Origin of the sequence: Pseudoflavonifractor sp. (assembly GCF_050943825.1) — a bacterium.
In the GTDB taxonomy this organism is placed as follows: Bacteria; Bacillota; Clostridia; order Oscillospirales; family Oscillospiraceae; genus Pseudoflavonifractor.
Map to the genome: position 1 here is coordinate 185,902 of NZ_JBMNPX010000004.1, position 22,661 is coordinate 208,562.

Sequence of the window (22,661 nt, forward strand, 5' to 3'; positions counted from 1 at the left end):
TCCGCTGTGCGTCATTCGTCTTCAAAGGGCTTGGGGTCATTTTCAATATCGGCCTCAGTGACGTTCTTCAGCAGCTCATCCGCGTCAAACACCACGCCGGCGATGATCTTCGCGCCCTCCACAACGGTGCGGTGGCACAGGCAATCCTCGTCAACCCCTTCGCGCTCCTCCATGGCCTGGATATCCCGGCAGTGGAGGCAGGTGATCTTCTCCATAAAACGGCTGTGAAGGGTGCGGATGAGGTAGTTGTTGGGCCAGGGCTCCTGGAAGGGCGCAACGCGGGCAAAGATGACGGAGAGGATCATGCAGCCGGCCTCCATCACGCCGCAGCGCTCTCCCATTCCGCCGCCGCCGCCCATGAAGCCGGACGCGGCGCGGATCACTTCCTCGGACAGGTGCAGGCCGAGGGCATCGGAGCAGGCACGGATGGTGGCCTCAGGGCAGTGAAAGCCCAGCTCCTGGTAGTAGTGGATGGCCAGCTCACCGGTGCGCGCAAGCAGCGCCTCCCGGGCGGCCTCTTTTTTACTGACAGCAGCGGGTGTGTTTTCCATAGTAAAAACCCTCCTGTTTTATCTGTTATACGCTTAATAGAGAACAGCGCTGATATCGCTGACGCGCTCAATGTTTTCCAGATTCATCAGCGTCTCCAGAGACTTCTCCGCCTTTTCTCTGCTGAGTGTCTTGGAGGTCTGGACCAGGAAGCGCTGGCACACCTCGTCGAGAGACAGAGGATTGCGGGGATGTCCCTTGGGGAATTCCATGTGGCGGGTCAGGACACGGCCGTCAGTGCACTTGATGGTGATGGACTTCTCGGCAAAGCTGCCCCGCTGGAAGCGGCGGAAGGACTCCTGCAGGTCCTGCTCGGGAGAGGGGCCGGATTTGACCTTCTTCGCCAGCTCCAGGATCTTGGGATTGTGCATGTTCTCAGTGGTGAACCAGTGGGGGCCCGGGGTGGGGTCGTTGAGCATGGCGGCGATGCAGAAGGGCATGCTGTACTGGGCCTCGATGATCTTGTCGTAGCCCTCGGGCCGAAGGGTCATGCGCATCTGGGTGGGGGGATCGACAATAATCTCCTCCACATTTTCAGCGGTCACGCCGTCCTGGTGGATAAAGGCGTCCATCATGTTCAGAGAGGACTGCACCCACATGTTGCAGGGCCAGTGCTTCAGCAGGGTCTCCAGAATGAGCCAGCGGCTGCCCAGGCCCTCCTGGTACCAGAACTCCTTGTAATCCGTAATCAGGTGATGGCGGCCGAAGGCGTCAGGTCCGTCAAAGGCGCCGGTCATGCCGTCCACCCCGTGCTCGGCCAGCATGGCGCTCAGCACGCCGTCCTGGGCGCAGAAGCCGTGCTGGTAGTGGTAGACGTTGGACATGGTGCGGTGAACCAGGCTGTTGGGCATGGCCATCAGCACGGCGGCGATGGACAACGCCTGCTCGTACTGCTCATAGCTCAGATTCATCAGCTTTGCCGCCGGCGCCGCGGAGGCGAAAATCTGCCAGCTGGTGAGGCCCCAGCCCTTGTTCTGCTTGAAGTCGTCGGGCGGCTGGATGGCCATGGCGATGCGCTGATAGACCTCAAAGCCGGCCACCACGGCTGCCAGCATCTCCTTGCCGGAGCGGCCCCGGGCCTCGGACACGGCGAAGGCGGCGGGCACAATGCCGGCGGAGGGATGGCCTGTCCAGCTGCAATCCTCCCAGTCAATATTGTCCGCAATAATACTGTTTGTAAACACCGCGCCCAGCAGAGAGGTCTTTTTGCCGTCGATCATGCGGGTGGCGTCATCACCCGAACCGTACTTCTTGGAAAAAGCCAGTACGCTCTGGGTAAAGTCCATGTTCTTGCTGGCCAGCGCGGCGCCGATGGTCTGGATGGTCATCTTTTTCGCCATCTCCCGCACCTCAGCGGGGATATCCTCGTATCTCAGGTCAACGGCGAATTTGGACAGTGCAGTGCTGTTGTTCATATCAAAGGACCTCCTGTACTGATTTTTTATGGTTTATGCAATATCCGGCCCCGGGGTGCTGCCCAGCAGGCCAAAGCCGGGGATTTTTTCCCGGAAACCCAGCCTTCTCAGCGCATTCCAGATGGTGGCCTGGTTGCTGGTGATCACCGGAACGCCCAGTTTCTCCTCCAGGGGCTGGATGATGTCCAGGACACAGATGCCTGTGCAACTGATAAACAGCGCGTCACAGCCCTGGGCCCCCTGCCTGACAGCCAGGTCGTACATCTCCTCCGGCCTTACAAAGGGGACAGCGCGGATATCCTCGTGTCCCAGGCCCGTGATGGCGCCGGTCTCAATCCCCTCGGAGGAGAGGAAGCGCTGCTCCATCTCATTGAGGGCGGTGCTGTATGGGGTCACGATGGACAGCCGCTTCAGCCCCAGGGCGGAAAATGCCTCCAGAAGCGCTGTGGTGGTGGTAATGGCGGGAATCCCGCAGGCGGCCTGAATCTGGGCGATCAGCCGCTTGTCATAACCCGGTCCGCCCACCATGGAGCCCGTGGTACAGGCAAAGACCACCAGATCCATGGGGAATCCCCGGTAGCGGGCGGCGCAGGCGGCCACCCGGTCCGACATGGCCTGAAGTCCGTCCAGCGTCACCCTGTCATACTCCACGCTGCTGGTGGAGACGGCTACCCCCTGGGGGATGCGGCTGTGGAAGTCCATCTCCGTGGAGGGCGTTACCCCCGGGCGTATCAGGGCGATGCGCCCATTGTCTCCGTACATGCTCTCCCTCCCTTAGTGCATCAGGTCGGGCAGCCAGGTGGAGATGGGCTCCACAAAGGCCACCAGCAGCATGCAGCCAATCAAAATGATCAGATAGGGCAGGCTGGCCTTTGCCACATAGCCCAGCCCCTTGTTGTTCTCCTTCATGGAAATGAACAGGTTCAGGCCGAAAGGCGGCGTGATGTAGGAGATCTGGGCGGCCATGATGCAGATGATGCCGAAGTGGATGGGGTTGATGCCCAGCATCTCAAGGGACGGGGAGAGGATGGGGCCCAGCACCACCATCAGCGCCACCAGCTCCATAAAGCAGCCGGCCACAAAGAAGAGGACAATGACAATGGCCAGGAACTGCCAGTTGGCCGTCACATTGGCGGAGATCCAGTCGCATACCGCGGCGGGAATCTGCTTGATGGTCACCAGATAGGTCAGGACCTGGGCGGCGGAGACAATGAGGGTGATACCCGCCGAACTGATGAGGCCGTCCTTCAGGTAGAAGAAGAGCTCCTTGAGAGAGGTGGTGCGGTAGATAAAGAGCTCCACAATGACAACGTAGACGATGGAGATGGCCGCCGACTCGGTGGGAGTGGCATAGCCGCCATAGATGGTGCCCAGCACAATGACCGGGTAGATAAGGGCGGGGATGGCCTTGAAGACCGTCTTCAGGCCTTCCTTCAGAGACACCTTCTCATAGGTGCCCCAGTTGTTCTTCCGGCAGATGATATAGGCATAGACCGCCCAGGCCAGAGCCAGCAGAAGGCCCGGAATTACGCCCGCGATGAACATCTTGCCCACCGAGCAGTTCAGCGCCACGCACAGGGCAATCATGGGAGCGCTGGGGGGAATCAGGATGCCGATGGAGCCGCCGGAGGTAACGGTGCCGATGGCAAGGCTCTCAGGGTACTCGTTTTTCACCAGGTTGGGGATCATGATGGAGCCCACCGCCACGATGGTGGCCACGCTGGAGCCGGAGATGGCGGCAAAGAAGGCGCAGGCCGCGATGGTCGCGATGACGCCGCCGCCCTTGAGCCGGCCAAAGATCAGGTTCATCACCCGGGCCAGGTACTCCGAGGTCTTGCCCCGGGAGGCGATGGTACCGGAGATAATGAAGAAGGGGATGGCCAGCAGGGTATAGTTGTTCAGGCCGCTGAACATCTGCTGAATCACAGCCTGAAGGGGCATTGTGGTGTAGGCCATCAGGCCCGCTGCGGACGCGCTCAGGACAACCATGGAGATGGGGATGCCCAGCAGCAGCAAAATGGCAAATGCGGCGACAACAATCATGTTCTTCCCTCCTCAGCGGCCTGTTCTTCCCTCTTGTGCGTCAGCTCCCCCGCCGTCTTTGCCACAAGGCAGAGGTAGCGGATGGCGGAAACAAACATTGCCAGAGGGATGATCAGATAGGGCACATACATGGGAATGGGCAGGGCGGTGGCCGTCGCTCCGCTGGCCATCTGCTTGGTGATCTGAATGAAGCCGTAGTAGGTCACCGCTGCACACACGCCTGCGCAGAAGAGATTGCCCACGATTTCCATCACCGCTGCCACCTTTTTGGGTACCGCCACAAGAACGGCGGTCATTTTCGCATGTCCGTCCGTCTCAACCGCAAGGCTGGCGCCCAGGAAGGTACAGAAGACGAACACATAGCGGCTGAATTCCTCCAGCCAGGCAAAGCCCTTGAAGCCGATGGCACGCTGACACACCTCAACCACCACCGCCAGAATCAAGAACGCCATGGGCACGACCAGCAGAAACCACTCGATTTTCCGGAAAATATCGATTGCCTTTTTCACAGAAGCGCTCCTCTCTATTTTTTATAGTCTGCCTCCGGCAGGCTATAAAAACGTCCGTATGGCGGACTCTGCCGCGCCTTGGACGACGAATCTCAGCGCACGGGCACCATACCCGCATGCGCGTAAAAAGCAGCGTGAAATGCTATTTTTATCAATCGGCAGATGTGCGCATTGAGCGCACATCTGCCGATTGAACATGCCGGCATGTTTAGCCGCCGCGGTACTCCTCAACGCGCTCCAGAACCGCGTTGTACAGGTCGGCGTCCACGTCCGCGGCATATTTGTCATAGACATCCGCGGTGGCGTCAATGAAGGTCTGCTTCTCCTCGTCGGTCAGGTAGGTGATCTCAACGCCGTTCTCCTCCAGGGTGGCCAGGCGCTCCTCCTGATTGGCGTTGAACAGATCCAGGTAGCCGTCGATCCAGGAGTTCACCGCGTCCATGAAGATCTGCTGCTGCTCAGGGGAGAGCTTGTTCCAGCACTCGTTGCTGATGAGCAGCGGGTTGGACTGCACGGTGCAGTTGAGCTCGGTGTGATACTTCTCCACTTCCATGAACTTCATGGTGACCATCATATCCGGATCGTTGTCCTCTCCGTCCACTACGCCCTGCTGGAGCGCGGAGTAGAGCTCGTTGAAGGCCATGGTGGAGGTGGAGCAGCCCATCGCCTCAAAAATATCCACATAAATGGAGCCGGACATAATGCGGATCTTCAGACCTGCGCAGTCATCCACGGTGCGCACGGTATGCTTGCTGTTGTTGAAGCCGCGGATAACGCCGCTGGTAAAGCCCAGGGTGTGGAAGCCCTTCTCCGTGGTCAGGGAGTCAAACTTCTCCAGCAGCTCCTCGTCATTGGCGACGGTGAAGAACTCGGGGAAGTCATTGAAGAGGAAGGGCAGGCAGAGCACATAAAAGTCGGGGATCATGGTGGCAAGCTCGTTGGCGCCCACCATGGCGCACTCCAGTGTTCCGTTGGTCAGGCCGTCCATCATGACAATGGCGTCGCCCAGCTGTCCCTGAGGATACACCTCCACCTTGATTGCGCCTTCGGTTTTCTCGTTGATATACTCTGCAATGTACTGGGCGGACTGATCCAGAGAGGAGTCGGGCGGGCCCACGTGACCGAGCTTGATGGTCAGGGGATTGTCCGCCGTGGGGTAGTCGGTGCTTCCGGAGGAGCCGGGGTTCTGGGTGTCGCCCCCTTCTTTCGCCGGGCTGCAGGCTGCCAGGGTGAGGATCATCGCACATGCTAGGAGAAGCGCAGTCAGTTTTTTCATGTCCGTCTTCCTTTCTTCGTCAGCATATTGTGTTGCACATACCGGAGATTAAAGGTGTCCCTCCATAAGGAAACGGTTGAGCTGATCCGGGTTCAGGTCGTGAAGGCCCAGCTTGTCCACTGTATGGCCCTCAGCATAGTAGTCCTCGCCGTTGATGGCGGAGGCCACGGTGACAAGCGCCCGGGCAATGGGGGCGGGAGATCCGATCATGTCGCCCAGAGAGGAGAGGAAGCTGGCGCCGTTCTGGGCGTCCTCAAAGATGTACCGATCCTGCATGGTGAGCGGGCCCTCCAGGCTCCGGAAGCCGGAGAACTGAGGATACTGCTCCTTGTCGGACAGCTCCTTCATAAAGCCCACCGAGCTGCGCACGGCGTAGCCCAGCTTGGCGGAGATGGCGTCGCGCTCCTCGCCCAGGGCCTCAATGAGCTTGAGGACGGAGGGGGTAAGACCGGTGTCATAGAAGCAGTAGTTCTCGGAGCGCTCCACCGCGCCCGTGTTGAGCAGAGAGCCGCCCAGATGCACGATGATGTTGGAGGCGTTCAGCGTGGTCTCAAAGACGTTGGTGGCCACGTTGCATTTGCTCAGCTGGCTGAGGGCCGCCACATACTTCTCGTTGTCCTTCGCCGGGAAGGCGGCAACTGTCCAGGGCTTTCCGGCGGGCATACCCACAAAGCCGGTGGCCTTGCCCCGGATGCGGCAGGGGAACAGGTTGCCCTCCAGCTCGCCCACCAGCACCTCCTTGCTGCAGTTCATCTCCTGCATGGCATTGCGGAAAATGATGGAGCCGCAGCTGCCGGCAGAGAAGAGAATGACCTGTCCGTCCTGAAGGGCGGGGATGATCTTTCTGCTCAGCGCCTCATGTCTGGTGGAGAGCGCTGCAATGATGATGTACTCCGCACCGCTGACCGCCGCATCGAAATCGCTGGTGATGCAGTGGATCTCAGCAAACCCGTTGGCGGCAAGGCCGGTCATCTCAAAGCCGCCCCGCTCCCGGATGTCCGCAATGTTTCGGGTGCAGACGCCCTCTTCCTCGCACAGCGTGACAGTGTGGCCCTGCAGCGTAAAGGTGGCAGCGGCACAGCAGCCGGTTCCGCCGGCACCGATCACCGTGATGTTCTTCCCCATGTTAAGACAGCCTTCTTTCTAAAAATTTTGAGTTTTCTATGGTAAAGAGGCCGCGGCCTCTAAAACCAGTCCCTACGTCCGCCCGCCCTGCGGCAGGCCTTCTTTCTACGCCCGATGGGACCCATCTGAATGGAAACGGGCTGGATATCCATATCTCAGCAGCCGGGCGTTTGCCCCGTTCTTCCGGTCCCGGGCCTGTATTTCGCCCTGCCGTCACTCGACATTTTTGGGCAGTATTTCCCCGCAGTTTTTGTCTATTAAGCCCGTTATTTTCTACATAATCTATAGCGCTTTGTCTATTTTCAATATAATCAGTCGAAGGCTGCTTGAATTGTAGAAAAGGGCTGAAACGCCTGAAATCCACGGTGCCCGGCCCCAAAAGAGCCGTTTTTTACAATGAAGATGGCAGGATTAGGAATAAACTATGTTTAAAAATTCAGGCACTGCATATAGCGCCCCCTTATAATCTGTACAGACCCGACTCAAGCCGCTTCAGGGCGCGGCATGGACTGCGCCGTCATATCTGAAATGGGAAGCCACGGTGCGGCAGCACCCCGCGCTGTGCAAAAGCCACAAAATTGTTTCAGGACAATTTACAACGGCAGAAATTCCAGCAGCAGCGGCAATGAAGTATTTGAGTTTTTTACGGCCCCGTCGTATAATCATCTTGTCCATTGACGGCGGAACCTGTAGATTGAAAGAGCCCGGAAGTACCTTTCTGTGTGTTGTTAAGGAGCCTGTTATGCAAATTCAAAATCTGCTGGAAAACATGAGCACCGCTGCCTCTCCCTTTCAACCGTTTCTGGAAAATTGGACCTCGGAGTATATGGCATGCAAGACGGAGTGGAATCCTGCCTCGCTGAAAAAGGATGGATTCTTCTACCAGTTCCGCGCCACCAAGGCCTGCGAAATTCCCATACTGCCCGACGCCTGCTTCAACATTTTGATTGAGTGCGAGGGCCCCAACCCGTCCGCGTTTTTATGCGGCATACGCCCGGAAAAGGCCTTCCTCAAGGTCCAACCCGACCGGCTGTACTTCGGCTTCAAGCCGTATAACTGGCTGGGCATCCGAAGCGACCGGGTACAGGCCAACAATCTGGTAAAGACCTCCTGCAGGATGGAGGACGTCTTTCCCTCAGCAGAGCAGCTGGTGGAGCAGATGGTCTCCTCCGGCAGCTTTCATGAGCGGGTGTCCCATATGATCCACTTTGCCGCCGCGGAGATGGTGGATTACAACTATAACCCCAATTTCATCGACTACCTAGCCATGGCGATCTCCGTCTCCCGTGGAAACCTTGAATTTACCAAGCTGAGTTCCTTTACTGGCTACTCCACCCGGTATGTCCGGCAGAGATTTAAAGATCTCTGCGGTGTGTCGCCCAAGCAGTACGGACAGATCATGCGCTTTCAGTGGGCCCTCAAACGCCTTATGGAGGAGGACAACCAGGACATGTCCCACCTTGCCCTGGAGGCGGGGTATTATGATCAGGCCCTTTTCATCCACGCCTTCAAGGACTACACAGCCTACACCCCCATGGAGTGCCTCTCCATGTCCAAACAGCGCGGCAACAAGTCCGACGGACTCAAAGCCTGAAAAAACAGACCTCTCCCCACAGGAACAATTCCTGTGGGGAGAGGTCTGTCCTATTATGGAAAAAGACCGGAAATGCCCGGCATACCGGAAACAGCACCCTGGTGGACTTCTTCCACCTGATCAAGGTGGATGGGACCTGGTACATTATCTCCAAGCGCTTGGCCGCCCTCTGAGCCCGTCTCCTCCAGTCCGTCAGCGGCCCGCCGCATCTTTTTCCGAAAAAACGGCAGGGCCGGACACTGATGTGTCCGGCCCTGCCGTTTCTTTTTTCTCTCAGGCAAAAATCTTCTCCAGCAGCGCCAGAGCATCCTCCTCGGTCATCTTCCGGGGATTGAAGGCCTGGAACAGCTCCTGGGAGATCTCCTTGGCCATCTGGGGGAACAGAGAGCGGTCGATGTTCCACTCCTTGGGCCCCTTCAGGTGCAGGTCCACGTCCCGGAAGGAGATCAGGGCATTCCGGGCCTTGGCGCCAAGCTCCTCGGGCGTCTCGTTTCCGGTCAGCAGCGCACCGAACTGCTTGGCCACCCGGCGGGTCTTCTCCGGCGCGGCAGGGGCGTTGAACTCGATGACATAGGGCAGGGCATAGGCGCAGGCGAAGCCGTGGGGAATGTGGAAGTGGGCGCCGATGACGTGGGCCAGGGAGTGGCCCGCGTGGGTGTGGCCGTAGCGCAGCATCCAGCCGCCCATGAGGCAGGCCGCCGCCATGTTGCTGCGGGCCTCGATATTGCTCCCGTCCGCCACAGCCACGGGCAGCCACCGGGTCACCATCTCCATGACCCGCTTGGAGATCTGGTCGGACAGCAGGGTGGCGGCGGTGCCGGTGTAGGACTCCACGCCGTGGGCCAGGGTGTCAAAGCCGGTGGAGGCGGTGATGTGGGGCGGCATGCCAACCATCAGCTCCGGGTCCACAACGGCGTACTCGGAGGAGGCCAGGGTGGCCAGGATGGGGTACTTCACGCCGTCGTCGCCGGTGATCACCAGGCCATCGGACAGCTCGCTGCCTGTGCCGGAGGTGGTGGGCACCACAACAAGACCGGGGGCAGCCTTCATCTCCTCGCCCTTGGCGAAGCGGATGATGGGGCCCTCGTTATACCGCAGGATGTTCACAGCCTTGCCGGTGTCCATGGCGGAACCGCCGCCCAGGCCGATGACCAGGTCGCAGCTCTGGGCGGTATAGGTCTCCCAGGCAGCGGCCACCACGGCGGTGGAGGGATCGGGCTGCACGCCGTCAAACAGCACCGGCTCCAGACCCGCGTTCTTCAGCACATCCAGCACCTTTCCGGCGATCCCGGCGGCCACAATGCCCTTATCGGTCACCACCAGGGGGCGGCTGCTGTTCTCCAGTTTGACAAGCTCTCCCAGCTCGGACAGCTTTCCAGCGCCAAACACGATTTTTACATTCTGTACAAGCTCAAACTGCATGATAAAACTCCTCCTCGCAAGTATGGCTTATCGCCGGTTATCTATCGCCTTATTTTACCGTCGAAGCCGGGAGAGACGATTGTAAAAATCGGCACTGGAAGGGACCGTATGGAGCGCCCGGTCCGGTCTGCCGGGGACAAAAATCCGCGGGAAGAGGAGCAGCAAACTGCTCCTCTTCCCGCGGCTGATGGTTCAGATATGAATTGTCCTGAGCCGGTTGGCTTACTCCGCCTGAATGGCGCTGACGGCCGCTTTGCCCGCCAGACGGCCGGAGGTGTAGGCCCAGCCCTGGGCCGCGCCGCCGTAGGTGACGTACTCACGCTGCTCGCTGAACAGAACGCCCAGAGAGTCGGTGCCCACGGCGTAGAGGCCGTTGATGGGGGTCTCGTGGTCGGAACCAAGCACCTGCATGTCGGTGTTGACATCCAGGCCACCCACGGTGGAGTAGATGAAGGAGGCACCCACGAAGGCATAGTAGGGGCCCTCGTCGGCAATGGCGGTGGTCAGGAGGGAGGCGTCCTTGCCAAAGTCCTCGTCCACGCCGGTCTCCACGGCCTTGTTGTAGCGGGCCACGTTGTCGGTGAGGACGGCGGGGTCCACATCCAGCATCTGGGCCAGCTCCTCCAGGGTGTCGGCCTTGTAGGCGATGCCCTTTTCAATGCACAGGTCGATGATATCGTACACCTCGGGGATGGGACGGCCCGCGTCGATGCCGCCCTGGCAGGTCAGGTCATCGTTGAAGCTGACGGGCAGACCGTTCTCCTTGACGGACTGGAAGAAATCATCGGACCAGATGGTGTAATACCGGGGGCCGGACTTCCAGGTCTGGAAGGTGCCGCCCTCGTTGGAGAAGCGCTCGCCCTCCATGTTGACCTGGAGGCCGTAGGTGGCGCTGGCCAGGGCGTTGGGGAAGTCGTTGAGGGAGTTGCGGCGGGGCAGCTTGGACCAGAAGCCCAGGTCGTTCTCGTCGCCCACAATCTCCACGGGGTACTCATGCAGGGTGATGGGCGCGCCCTGGAGGTGCACCATGGGAGGCATGCCGATATTATAGGTACCGGCGCCGATGTCCAGCGCGGAGGCAAAGAGCTTGCCGTCGTTCTGGGTCATGCCGTACATGAGCCAGGCGCCCTTGAGGGGATAGTATTCGTTGGAGAGGTACTCCTCCTGGAGCTCGGCATTGTTGGAGAAGCCGCCGGTGGCGGAGATGACGGCCTTGGCATTGATGGTGTACTCGGTGCCGTCATAGCCCACCGCCTTCACACCGGTGACGGTGTTGGTGCTCTCGTCGTAGATGAGCTCGGTGGCCTCAACCTCCAGCATGTACTCGCCGCCCAGAGCGGTGTAGTCCTCGATGATGGAGTCAAACATAGCGCCGGTCTCTTTCTTCCAGTTGCCGTAGCCCTGGCCGGTGTACTGGAACTTGCAGTAGTACACATCCTGGTCGGTGAAGCCGCGCTGGGGACCGCCGTACTCAAAGCCCTCGCCGTCGGGAGAGCCCTCGCCGTAGTCAAAGCCGTGGCTGATGAGCCAGTCGATGGTGTTGCCCGACTCGTCAAAGAACAGGTCCAGCAGGTCCTGCTTGGCGTCGCCCTTGGTGAAGTTGTTCCAGTCGGCCTTCATGACCTCGGCGTCCACATAGTCCTTGCCACCGTGGTAGGTCTCGTCATACACAGGGGCGTTGATGCCCATGGTGTCGGCGGTGACGCAGGAGGTGCCGCCGTACTTGCCGGCCTTGTCGATGGCCAGGACATTCACCTTCTCCGGGTCGTTGCCGCCGGCGGCATACATGGCCTCAGCGGCGCTCATGGCGGCGGCAGTGCCGGATCCGCCCATACCCACCACAAGAATGTCGGTCTCAATGGTCTCCTGCTTGCTGACCTTCTCGGGCACGGAGTAGAAGTTCTGGATGGCGGACTCCTCCGCGCCGCCGGCGGCCAGAGCCTCCTTCAGCGCGGCCTCCACTGCCAGCTTGATGCCGGAGCTGGAGCCGGTGGCGCCGGTGATGGAGTCAATCCGCACGGACTGAGCCTCCAGCATGCGGGGCACCAGCTTCTCCATGGCGGCGGCCACAAAGGGAGCGGTCTCGGCGTTCTCGCCCAGCTCGATGCGCTCAATGGCGGTCTCACTGACGGTCACGCTGACCTCCAGGGGCATCAGTAGGGAGAAGCCGCTGGCCTGGGCGGTGTAGGTGCCGGGCTTCATCTTGACCTCAGCGGTCTGGACGCTCTCGCCGTTTGCCTCGGCGATGGCCTCGGCCACAGCGTTCTTGATGGCCTGAGAGGTCATAGTGGCGCCGCTGACGCCGTCCACATCGGCGCTGTTGGCCTCCACAATCTTGGGGGGCAGTTCGGTGAGCGCCACGCCGCCCAGAGAGGGGGTCTCGGACTCGCCCACAGCCTCAACAGCAGTGATGACGCCGTCGGTAAAGGTGACGGTCACGGTCACCTCGCCGCCGTAGCCCTGGGCGGTCTTGGTGATGGTTACGGTCTCGCCCTGAGCGGGCTGGGAACCAGAGGGACTGCCGGAGGGCTGTGCCTCTGAGGGGGTGCAGGCGGCCACGGTAAGCGCCATGGCACCGGCAAGGAGCAGAGAGCGGTTTCTTCAGCTTCATTTGCGTTTCCTCCTCGCAAAATTCTTCCGTGTCTGATTGACACCGATTTAACATATCAATACGAGAACAAAAACGCAACAGACCGGCACTATCACAAATGATAGTCTTGCTGATAGTATTTTCTGTTCAATCCAGCAGTCCCATTGTCCTCGCCTTCTGGATGGCGGCCATCTTGTTGTTGACCTCCAGCTTCTGATAGGCGTTTTTCACATGGTAGCGGACGGTGGGCACAGAGATGAAGAGGGATGCGGCAATCTCCTCGTGCTTCATCCCCTTGGCCAGCATCTGGAGGATCTCCCGCTCCCGCTCCGACAGGGTCACCGCCAGCGGGAAGAGATCAGACACAGCCTGCTGATAGTGCTCACAGCAGCGGAACACCCGGCCCAGGAATTCCTGGGGCACCCGCTGAGAGTTGCGCAGCTTGCGGAGCATATCCATCAGGCCCAGCGCATTTTCCGCGAAGGGCATGACCACATTGTCCTGGGCGGCCAGCACCAGAGCCCGCTCCAGCTCCTGGCAGCCCGCCTCAATGCCGTACAGCTTCTCCTTGGCAATGGCGGAGCAGATGTCATTGTGGATATACCCCAGCTGGTTGTGGTAGATGTCGAACTTCTTGCGGAACTCCTGGCAGAGCACCTCCAGCCGGATAAAGGCGCCGGTAAGCAGCCCCGCCCGCATGCACACGATATAGGGGAAGGCCATGCCCTGGAACATAAAGTTCCCTGTGCCCATGTCGTTCTCCCGCAGCCAGGCGGGAATCTGCTCCACCTTTCCAAAGCAGCTGCTGATATAGGCCGAGCAGAGCTCCAGCGTGGTGTTGAGTACACTGCTGTTCTCTCCGCTCACCCGCTGGGACAGCTCCTCCAGCAGCCGCTCACCCTCCTGGAATTTGCCGTGGTAAAGTGCCAGCCGGGCCAGGACAAAGGTGGCGCACAGCTCAATGGAGGTCTGACGGTAAAAATGGGACTGATAGATGGCCTTCCTGGCGTTGATCTCCACGTTCTCAAAATCGCCTGTCTCCAGCGCGTACTCAGCCAGTGCCAGAGGCTCGCTGCCAGAGCCGCAGCCTTCCACCGCCTGGGCCAGGATGTGGAAATGCTGGGAGATAAACTCCGCGGTGTCCCGCAGCCGCCCCGGCTCCTTATAGTAGCAGTAGAGCAGATGGGGCGCGCCGTAGGTAAACTCCGTGCGGTTGCTCACCACACAGGAGTACCGGCCGTTGAAGTAGCGCACGGCCAGCTCACCGTGGCGGACGATCTCATGGACGTCGTTGAAGGCCACAAAAATCCAGGTGTTGTGGATCTCCCCCAGGAGGAAGGTGCGGTAATTTTCGCTGATATCCTTTGCGCTGAGGAAATGGGCCTCCAGATTCTGAAGATGCCGCTCCAGCTCGCCCCGGGCGGAGGGCGGATCGCTGAGGGCCTTGACTCTGATATGGCGCAGGGTGGCCAGAGGATAGCGGAAGGCCGTCTCGGGGGCCAGCCCGTCAAATATTTTGTGGACCTGGGGGAACTGGGCAAACTGGATATCCCTGGGCTCCATGCTGTTCAGATCCCGGAGGATCTCCTCCACCTCTCCTGCCCGGTACAGGTAGTCATAGGCCAGCACCCGCTTCCCACGCTCCAGAAACCACTGTCCCATTCTCCGCCAGAGAGGTCCGGGCTCTACCCCCTCCCGGGACGCCCGTTCCTGAAGAAACTTCTGGAACAGATCCACTATTTTGTAGGCGCGCAAAGCCGAATTGAAGGTAATGAAGGCATTGCCCTGGACCAACTCCACCAGCCGCCCGGCAGCCCCGGAGTCCTCAAAGGCATAGGCCACCTGCTCGGGCGTGAAGGCGTCCAGATAGGAGAGCTTCTGGAGAAAGGTCTGGGTCTCTCTGTCGTAGGTGCTGTACAGGTTGCGGTCCAGCAGCTGGTTGATGTCCTCTCCCGCACCGATGGGCAGCCCCTGGCTCATACCCCGAAGAATCAGGTAGATGCCGGAAATCCAGCCCCCTGTCCAGCGGCCCAGCCGCTCCGCCAGGTCTCCCTCCGCCGGGTACTCCATCAGCTCCAGATAGGCCCTGATCTCGGGCACCCGGAACTGGAGCACCTCCTGCCCCACCAGCCAGCACAGCCCCCGCTGCTCCAGGTCGGATACAGGCAGGCAGGGCGTATCCCGGGCCAGCAGGACGATATGCAGGTTCTCCACCCGTTCTCCCACAATGAGGGTGAGCAGGGACGCCGTCTCCTCACAGTCAATGAGCTGGTAGTCGTCTATCACCAGGACCGTGGGCTCCTGGTACTTCTTTTCACAGATCAGGGTCACAATCTTGGCCTGCTGAGGCGGGTTTTCCGGAAAACCCAGCTCCAGCAGCTTTCCCGCCATCTTGGTGTCCCGCTGGGCGATTCTGGAGGTGAGCCGTTCCCAGCAATAGGCCATGGATCCGTTGGAACCCAGCAGAGAGAGCCAGATGAGCTCCAGCCGCTGGGTATGAAAATACTCCCGGACCGCTGTGGTCTTGCCAAAGCCCATGGGTGCGCGGAGAACAGTAAGCGGATAGGCGAGTATCTGGTCCAGATGCCGGTTTATCCGGGCACGGGATAGAATTTTGGTTCCAGGAAGTTTCATCTATACCACCCCTCGTTTTTTGAGACTTCTTGGATGTTTTTGCTCTATTATGTTGGTTTCCGTCGGTTTGATATTCAGAGTATACCATATGGGCACAAAATGCGCATAGACTCGGCTTTCCTTTTTGTCTCTCATGCACAAGTTATTATCAGGACTATCACTTGTGATAGTTCACGATGCTGTCCGTTTGGGGTAGTATAGAGATACAGCAAGGTGTTTCCCCAAAACGTACATCATGCTTGCGACCGGAAAAGCGCTCTGAGGCACAGTGCGCTTTCTCCGGCCTGTGATTAAAATCCATGGCCTGCTTTTCCAGTCGCGGGACCTGTCTCCGCAGTCCGCCGGAAGGGCAAGCGCCATGTCCCTCCCGTCAAACGGTTGTAAAATTCTTGGCGATGATGCGCCAGGTTCCCCCATCCTCAATGAGCTGGAGGTGGTGCTCCAGCCCTGCCTTGCCGGGGGATGGCGCCTCATACACCACTGCGTCGGCAATCCGTCCGGTTACCGACAAAGACAGCAGCTGAGCTTGATGCTTCTCCTCTCCGGCGGGCACTGTCTCCGGAAAGGTGGCGGGCATTCCGGTCATAATCCTGTCGCCCAGGCAGCCGGATACCCTGGCATCTCTGTGAAAGCAGCGCTCCAGCGCACTCATATCGGCCCTGCGGGTGGCATCCATATAGCACCGGACCACCTCGCGGACCCGCTCGACCTCCGCATTTATCATAGGCCATCTCCTCCTTCTTATTTCACGGCTGCCCGTGCACGTCTTCAGACTACCGGAAATCGCCCCGTTCATATTGTAAAAAGTGGAACTCCCCCCTCTTTTCCCGTAGAAAAAGTTATGAGAACAGTCTATATTGGGCTGTCTCAGGTGCAAAAAAGAGGCGTTCCTCTCTGTACGGGCTGTTTTCTCCATGTCTGTGGGCACGGCATTCCGAGAAACACATCATTGAAGGAGGAATCCCCATGCAACGCCCCCAAAAACTGCCCCTGATGACATTTCTGGTGATCATGACCATCGGCATCGGATATGTGCAGCAGATGGCCCCCTCTCCCATTCTCAGCGTCCTGAGTGAGTACTACCAGCTGGCAGGGCAGGACGCCCTGCTCAACCTGTCGGTGTCCATTACCTTTCCCATGAGTATTGTGGCCTGTCTGGCCGGCGGTATTCTGGAGAGCCGTCTTGGCATCCGCAAGCTCTACCTGGGCACCCAGTTCTTCCTCACCGCAGGCGTTCTGCTCAACTTCTGGTCCCCCACCTATCCCCTGTTCCTGCTGGCCCGCGGTATCTACTCCATCGGCTTCGGCCTGGCCATCCCCTTTATCGGCTCTGCCATCATGAACTGGTACACCGGCAGAGCCAGAGACACCATGAACACCCTCAACGGCATGTTCCCCTTTATCGGCACCGTGATCAGCTTCGCCCTCATGCTCCCCCTGTCCAACCTGCTGGGCTCCTGGAAGGTGGCCATGGGTATCTGGGGCGTTGTGCTGCTGGCGCTGATGATCGTGTGGCTGGTGTGCATCCGTGCCGCGGATATCCCCCAGAGCGCCGTGGTGGAGCTGCCGGAGCGGGGCATCTACCGCAACCTCTGGCGGCGGAAGAATATCAAGCTGCTCTGCCTGGTATTCATCATGGACTTTTTCTGCTACTCCTACATGGTGGTGGTTCTCCCCACCCTCATCGCTGAAGGCGGAGGCATGGACCCCTCTGTGGCCAATCTCTGCGCCGCCCTGGCCTTCCCCCTGATCGGCCTGGTAGGCAGCATCCTGGGCGGAGCCGTGATGTCCAAGACCGGACGGCGGAAGCCCATCCTGATCGTGGGTCAGATTCTCAAGTTCGTAGGTGTGACCGTGCTCATCTCCACGGTGAGCTTCAGTGTGCCCCTGGCCCTGGTGGGCACCGCCATCTATGGCATCGGCAACGGCATGTGGATGCCCGTGCTCTACACCATGTGCATGGAGCTCAAGGACATGACCCCCAGCCGTTCCGGCGCGGCCTTTGCCCTCTTTAACGCCACTGCCTTCCTCTCCGGCTTTGTCTCCCCCACCATCGGCGGCTGGCTCACCACCTTCCTCACCGGCATCGCCCCCGTGACTGACGCCGTGGCCGCCCACGCCTTTGGTCTGAAGTGGAGCCTGTTCCTGTTCGGCTTTGTCAATCTGGTCTCGTTTATCATCGGCTTTTTCCTGGATGAAACCCGCCCCGGCGGCGCGGATTCCTGATGAGCGCCGCATAAACGGACTTAGGACTATAAGGAGGATGTATCATGAGCACCACGTCTGTCATTTCGGACAAATACATCGCGCCTCTCCAGCCGGACCTGTCCCGGCAGCTGCGGTACAATGAACGCCTCCTGACCTGGAATCCTTACTCCAAAAAGAACCTGGCTCTCTGCTATCAATTCCAGACCAGTGAGGACGGCGCCCCTGTCCGGCTGATTCCCGACGCATGCATTGACTTTCTCTTCCGCTGCACCCCCGGCTCCCCCGCCGCTGTGGTCAGCGGACTCCAGACCGCGCCCCGTGAGCTGGTGCTGGAGCCCAACGCCGTCTACTTCGGCTTCAAGCCCTTCAGCCCCAAGGGGATGCGCCCTCTGCGCACTGATTGGCAGGATCTGGTGGACCAGTCCATCTCTCTGTGGGAGGACTGCCCTGACGCCGGGTGGGTGACGGAAATGCTCTCAGCCAGTTCCACCTTTGACGAGCGCGTGGGCATTGTGGCCGAGTTTGCCCGGCGGCAGCTGGCCGACCCGGAGTATACCCCCGACTTTGTAGAGTACTCCGAGCTTCAGCTCTGTCAGGCCAGGGGCAATATCCGCATGGACTCCATCAGCGATTACACCGGCTATACCGGCCGCTACTGCCGTGAGAAGTTCAAAGAGTCCCACGGCATCTCCATCAAGAACTACTCCTCCATCATGCGCTTCCAGAACGCGGTGCGTATGCTGGCCCGGAGCGGCGGTGAGGTCGGCAGCCTCTCAGATATCGCGTTTGACAACGGGTACTTTGACCAGTCCCACCTGAACCGGGAGTTTCGCCGCTTCTCCGGTGCTACCCCCCTGCGCTACCAGCGCGAGGTGCTTCAGCTTACATAGCTTTGGACTTTGTTCCCTACGCATTACATATGCTTTCCAGCGCGGCTTTTCTCTCCAGCCGCATTCCTTTCCCGACGGGCGCCACACCGCCCGTCGGCTCACACTCCAATGCCGTCCCGGCCGCTTCGGCCGGGACGGCATTTTGCATAAACGACTATCTATTTTTTATCCGTTTATGTTCCGTTTTGTACAATAGACCTTCAAAATTCGGTGTTACACTTGGCTTATCAAACATAAGGAGGTCCTTTTCATGGACAATCAGGAACTGGTATCCCAGCTTGTATCCAACGCCCGCAAGGCCCTGGTGGAGTTTGAGAAGTACAATCAGGAGCAGGTAGATGCCTGCGTCAAGGCCGTGCTGGTGGCCTTCGGCGAGCACGCCGAGGAGCTGGCCCGAGAGACCGTAGAGGAGACCCGCCTGGGTGATCTGACCTCCAAAATCGGAAAGAACTCCGGCTCTCCCGACGGCATCTGGTATTCCCTGAAGGACAAGAAGTCCGTTGGCATCATCGGCTACGACGAGGAGCAGCATCTGGCCTACGTGGCCAAGCCCAAGGGCATCCTGTGCTCCGTGGCCCCCTGCACCAATCCCAACGTCACCGCCGTCTTCAACGCCGCCTACGCCCTCAAGGGCCGCAACGTGCTCATCGTGGCTCCCCACCCCCGCGCCAAGAAGACCACCCTGCACACCGTCCAGATTATGAACGAGGCCCTGGCCAAGCTGGGCGCCCCTGAGAACCTGCTCCAGTGCATTGAGGAGCCCTCCATCGAGTGCACCCAGCTGCTGATGCAGAACTCCGATGTTATCATCGCCACCGGCGGCGCTGGCATGGTCCGCTCCGCCTACTCCTCCGGCCACCCCGCCTTCGGCGTTGGCCCCGGCAACGTGCAGACCATCATCGACAAGGGCTTCAACTACAAGGAAGCCGCCGAGCAGATCGTGGCCGGCCGCAGCTACGACAACGGCCTCATCTGCGCGGGCAACCAGTCCGCCATCTACCCTGCCTGCGACGAGGCCGAGTTCCTCGCCGCTATGAAGGATGCCGGCGCCTACTATGTCTCTGACCCCGACACGGTCCAGAAGTTCCGCACCGCCCTCTTCCCCGACGGACGGCACATCAACTCCAAGCTGGTTGGCCAGTACCCCAAGGACATCGCCGAGGCCGCCGGTGTGGAGATCCCCGAGTGGACCCGCATCATCCTCCTGAAGGTAGACAAGGCCAACGCCGGTGCCAAGGACGCCCTGTGCGCTGAGAAGATGTGCCCCGTGACCATCGCCATCGCGGTGGACTCCTTCGAGGAGGGCCTGGAAGTGGCCAAGGCCAACCTGCTCTATGAGGGCGCAGGCCACTCCGCCGTGGTCCACACCTACGACCAGAAGAAGGCCGAGCTGGCCGGCGTGGTGCTGCCCGTGTCCCGCCTGCTGGTCAACCAGCCCGGCATCTTCGCCGCCAACCCTGCTCTGGCCAACGGCTTCAACCCCACCTCTACCCTGGGCTGCGGCTCCTGGGGCAACAACTCCATCTCCGAGAACCTGACCTACGAGCACCTCATCAACATCTCCCGCATTGGATGGATGAAGGAGCCGGATCAGATTCCCACCCACGACCAGATCTGGGCCGACTAACCCCTGTCCCCGCCGGCGGGGGCGGAAGCTCCCGCCGCACTATATTTGGAGGTGTCATATTATGGCAGCAGTCAAAGCTGATCTCGTAATCAAGAACGGTAAAATCGCCACCGTGGACAAGAACTTCACCTATGTGGAGGCTGTGGCCACCAAGGGCGGCTGGATCATCGACCGGGGCACCAACGCCGAGATGGAGGCCTATATCGGCCCCGACACCAAGGTCATCGACGCCGGCGGCAAGCTGGTTCTGCCCGGCGCCAACGACTCCCACATGCACGCCGTCCACACCGGCTACACCCTGTCCCCCACCTTCCTGGACTTCTCCGGCCCCGAGTACGACTGCATGGACAAGATCCTCTCCAAGCTGAAGAAGGCCTGTGACGAGGCCGCCCCCGGCCAGTGGGTATTCGGCTGCGGCTTCGTGGACAGCAACATCAAGGAGCTGGCCGCCGAGAACCGCATCATGAACCGCTGGGACCTGGACCCTGTGTCCCCCAACGTACCTGTGGCCATGACCGACTTCTCCCTCCACTCCATGGTGTGCAACTCCAAGGCTCTGGAGGTTGCGGGCATTGACAAGAACTACCCCGAGATCCCCGCCAGCGTGGGTATGATCGACCGGGACGAGAACGGCGAGCCTGTGGGCCGCTTCCACGAGTGGGGCGCCCAGAACCTGCTGTGCGAGAAGTGCCCCATCCTCACCGACGCTGAGCTGGAGGACGCCATCCGCCGGGTGCAGCACGCCCTCAACGAGCAGGGCATCACCTCCCACACCGACATCCTGGGCGAGGGCGGCGAGCACGTGTTCCGCGGCACCTGGGGCACCCGTCCCATCCACATCTACGAGAAGATGGCCGAGCGCGGTGAGCTGACCGCCCGCGTGTCCATCAACTACTTCTCCGCCATCGGCGGCGAGGAGAGCTACGACTCCATCATCCGCGGTACTGAGCGGGTTCCCGCCAGCATCCCCGAGTTCAAGGACAGAAACTGGGTCAAGGGCGACGCCATCAAGTTCTTTGTGGACCTGGGCGGCCCCACCTGGCAGCGCAAGGGCATCCGCCCCGAGGGCTCCTTCGTCACCGCCTGGGGCCTGGACGAGGACACCCTCATCAAGGAGGTCCAGCGCACCATCATCGAGCTGCACCGCATGGGCTGGCAGATCTGCATCCACTCCTGCGGCGGCGGTTCCATGGACGCCTGCATCGAGGGTCTGGCCAAGGCCAACCAGCTCTACCCCGGCAAGGACCTGCGTCACTTCCTCATCCACTGCGACGACACCACCAAGGAGTGCGCCGCCAAGATGGTGAAGAACGGCATCCTGGCCGCCATCCAGCCCACTGCCGCCAACATCGTCTTCGGCTGGAACACCCCCGTCCTCACCGACAAGGAGGAGATCTTCGACTATCAGGCCTACACCGACCTGGGCGCCTGCCTCACCGGCGGCTCCGACTCCACCTGCTTCTCCATGAACTGGCGCCAGGGCATGCAGTTCTGCATGACCCGTACTACCGCAGACGGCTACTGCGCCCGTCCCGACCTGGCTATGAAGCGTGAGGATGCCATCCGCATGTACACCATCAACGGCGCCTATCAGGAGCATATGGAGCACGTCCGCGGCTCCATCGAGGTCAACAAGGTGGCCGACTTCCAGATTCTCGACACCGACATCATGACCTGCCCTGTCACCGAGATCGGCGCGTCCAAGGTCGTCATGACCATCTGTGACGGCAAAGTGGTCTACGAGGCCTGATTTCTCTGCCTTTCCCACGGGCGGGCGGCGGCTCTCATCTCTCCTGCCGCCCGCCCCCTCTCCTCTTTCCGCCCCTGCGGGCATTTCTCACAGAATGGAGACTGCACCATGATTTTTACGAGTTTTGAAAGTCTTGTGGCTCATGCCAAGGCCCACGTCAGAGCCCGCCGTGTGGTAGTGGCCGCCGCCCAGGATGAGCACACCCTGGAGGCCGTCATGAAGGTCCGGGCCGAGGGCATTGTGGTCCCGGTCCTGGTGGGCGACAAGGCAAAAATCCAGGAGATCCTGGCCAAAATGGGCGAGAGCGTCCCCGAGGAGGACCTGTACGACGCCCCCGAGTTCGCCGAAGCCGCCGCCCTGTCCGTCCGCCTGGTACGGGAGGGCAAGGCCCACTTCATCATGAAGGGCAAGCTGGACACCTCCGACATCCTCCGGGCCGTGGTCAATAAAGAGCACGGCCTGGGCCAGGGCCGCACCATGAGTCACATGGCCATCAACCAGATTCCCGCCTATCACAAGCTGCTGATCACCACCGACGGCGGCATGCTCCTTGCCCCCACTCTGGAGCAGAAGAAGGACGTTATCCTCAACGCCGTGGAGGCCCTCCGGGCCCTGGGCTACGAAGAGCCAAAGGTGGGTGTGCTGGCCGCCGCCGAGAAGGTCAACCCCAAGTCCGTGGACTCCACCGACGCCGCCGCCCTCAAGGAGATGTGGCAGGCCGGTCAGCTGCCCGGCTGCATCGTGGAGGGCCCCATCTCCTTCGACCTGGCTATGGTAAAGGAGCGGGCCATCACCAAGGGGTATGAGAGCCCCTGCGCCGGCGACTGCGACATCCTGGTGGTGCCCAACATCACCGCCGGAAACATCCTGGGCAAGTCCCTGGTGGAGATGACGGGCGCCAAGATGGCCGGCCTTGTGGTGGGCGCCAAATGCCCCATCGTGGTCACCAGCCGCGGCTCCTCCTCCGAGGAGAAGTACAACGCCCTGTGCCTGGCCGCGTCCATGACCCACGACTGAGATAGGAGGCCT

General features: G+C 60.3%; 17 protein-coding genes. 6 read left to right on the top strand and 11 right to left on the bottom strand.

Annotation, left to right across the window (positions count from 1 at the left end):
* Positions 1–11: 11 nt before the first annotated feature.
* From ACOX7T_RS06155 to ACOX7T_RS06185, 7 genes are all read right to left on the bottom strand, one after another.
* Positions 12–551, bottom strand: a complete 540-nt coding sequence (locus ACOX7T_RS06155) for a C-GCAxxG-C-C family (seleno)protein (protein WP_433440895.1) — start codon at positions 549–551, stop codon at positions 12–14.
* A gap of 33 nt (positions 552–584) precedes the next feature.
* A complete protein-coding gene (locus ACOX7T_RS06160) occupies positions 585–1,964 on the bottom strand; it encodes an MmgE/PrpD family protein (RefSeq protein ID WP_433440897.1) in 1,380 nt (459 codons plus the stop codon).
* Between the two features lie 33 nt (positions 1,965–1,997).
* Positions 1,998–2,726 carry a maleate cis-trans isomerase family protein gene (locus ACOX7T_RS06165; RefSeq protein ID WP_433440899.1) on the bottom strand — a complete coding sequence of 243 codons (729 nt, stop codon included), beginning with the start codon at positions 2,724–2,726 and terminating at the stop codon, positions 1,998–2,000.
* A gap of 12 nt (positions 2,727–2,738) precedes the next feature.
* Positions 2,739–4,007 carry a TRAP transporter large permease gene (locus tag ACOX7T_RS06170; RefSeq protein ID WP_433440901.1) on the bottom strand — a complete coding sequence of 423 codons (1,269 nt, stop codon included), beginning with the start codon at positions 4,005–4,007 and terminating at the stop codon, positions 2,739–2,741.
* The gene (locus ACOX7T_RS06175; RefSeq protein WP_433440903.1) at positions 4,004–4,516 is read right to left on the bottom strand and encodes a TRAP transporter small permease; all 513 of its coding nucleotides are present in this window, start codon (positions 4,514–4,516) and stop codon (positions 4,004–4,006) included. The genes ACOX7T_RS06170 and ACOX7T_RS06175 overlap by 4 nt, the downstream gene beginning before the upstream one ends.
* Positions 4,517–4,724: 208 nt before the next feature.
* Entirely contained in the window at positions 4,725–5,792 is a 1,068-nt protein-coding gene (dctP, locus tag ACOX7T_RS06180) for a TRAP transporter substrate-binding protein DctP (RefSeq protein WP_433440905.1), read from the bottom strand.
* Positions 5,793–5,840: 48 nt separating this feature from the next.
* A complete protein-coding gene (locus ACOX7T_RS06185; protein WP_433440907.1) occupies positions 5,841–6,917 on the bottom strand; it encodes an NAD/NADP octopine/nopaline dehydrogenase family protein in 1,077 nt (358 codons plus the stop codon).
* 826 nt (positions 6,918–7,743) lie between these two features.
* On the opposite strand from ACOX7T_RS06185, the gene ACOX7T_RS06190 reads away from it, so the two are divergent.
* Positions 7,744–8,511 (top strand): helix-turn-helix domain-containing protein, encoded by a 768-nt coding sequence (locus ACOX7T_RS06190; RefSeq protein WP_433440909.1) that lies wholly within the window; start codon positions 7,744–7,746, stop codon positions 8,509–8,511.
* A gap of 273 nt (positions 8,512–8,784) precedes the next feature.
* Here ACOX7T_RS06190 and ACOX7T_RS06195 read toward each other — a convergent pair whose 3' ends face one another.
* From ACOX7T_RS06195 to ACOX7T_RS06210, 4 genes are all read right to left on the bottom strand, one after another.
* Complete coding sequence (locus ACOX7T_RS06195) at positions 8,785–9,933, bottom strand: iron-containing alcohol dehydrogenase (RefSeq protein ID WP_433440911.1); 1,149 nt, start codon at positions 9,931–9,933, stop codon at positions 8,785–8,787.
* Positions 9,934–10,155: 222 nt separating this feature from the next.
* The gene (locus ACOX7T_RS06200) at positions 10,156–12,504 is read right to left on the bottom strand and encodes an FMN-binding protein (protein ID WP_433440913.1); all 2,349 of its coding nucleotides are present in this window, start codon (positions 12,502–12,504) and stop codon (positions 10,156–10,158) included.
* 166 nt (positions 12,505–12,670) lie between these two features.
* Positions 12,671–15,157 (bottom strand): LuxR C-terminal-related transcriptional regulator, encoded by a 2,487-nt coding sequence (locus ACOX7T_RS06205; RefSeq protein ID WP_433440915.1) that lies wholly within the window; start codon positions 15,155–15,157, stop codon positions 12,671–12,673.
* Between the two features lie 370 nt (positions 15,158–15,527).
* On the bottom strand, positions 15,528–15,881 hold the full coding sequence (locus ACOX7T_RS06210; protein ID WP_433440917.1) for a nuclear transport factor 2 family protein: 354 nt from the start codon (positions 15,879–15,881) through the stop codon (positions 15,528–15,530).
* 242 nt (positions 15,882–16,123) lie between these two features.
* Between ACOX7T_RS06210 and ACOX7T_RS06215 the strand changes: the two genes are divergently transcribed.
* The 5 genes from ACOX7T_RS06215 (at position 16,124) to ACOX7T_RS06235 (ending at position 22,649) form a co-directional block, all read left to right on the top strand.
* A complete protein-coding gene (locus ACOX7T_RS06215) occupies positions 16,124–17,383 on the top strand; it encodes an MFS transporter (protein ID WP_433440919.1) in 1,260 nt (419 codons plus the stop codon).
* 44 nt (positions 17,384–17,427) lie between these two features.
* A complete protein-coding gene (locus ACOX7T_RS06220) occupies positions 17,428–18,255 on the top strand; it encodes a helix-turn-helix domain-containing protein (protein ID WP_433440921.1) in 828 nt (275 codons plus the stop codon).
* A gap of 250 nt (positions 18,256–18,505) precedes the next feature.
* Positions 18,506–19,882 carry an aldehyde dehydrogenase family protein gene (locus ACOX7T_RS06225; RefSeq protein WP_433440923.1) on the top strand — a complete coding sequence of 459 codons (1,377 nt, stop codon included), beginning with the start codon at positions 18,506–18,508 and terminating at the stop codon, positions 19,880–19,882.
* Positions 19,883–19,943: 61 nt separating this feature from the next.
* Complete coding sequence (locus ACOX7T_RS06230; protein ID WP_433440925.1) at positions 19,944–21,632, top strand: amidohydrolase; 1,689 nt, start codon at positions 19,944–19,946, stop codon at positions 21,630–21,632.
* Between the two features lie 108 nt (positions 21,633–21,740).
* On the top strand, positions 21,741–22,649 hold the full coding sequence (locus tag ACOX7T_RS06235; RefSeq protein ID WP_433440927.1) for a bifunctional enoyl-CoA hydratase/phosphate acetyltransferase: 909 nt from the start codon (positions 21,741–21,743) through the stop codon (positions 22,647–22,649).
* Positions 22,650–22,661: the final 12 nt, after the last annotated feature.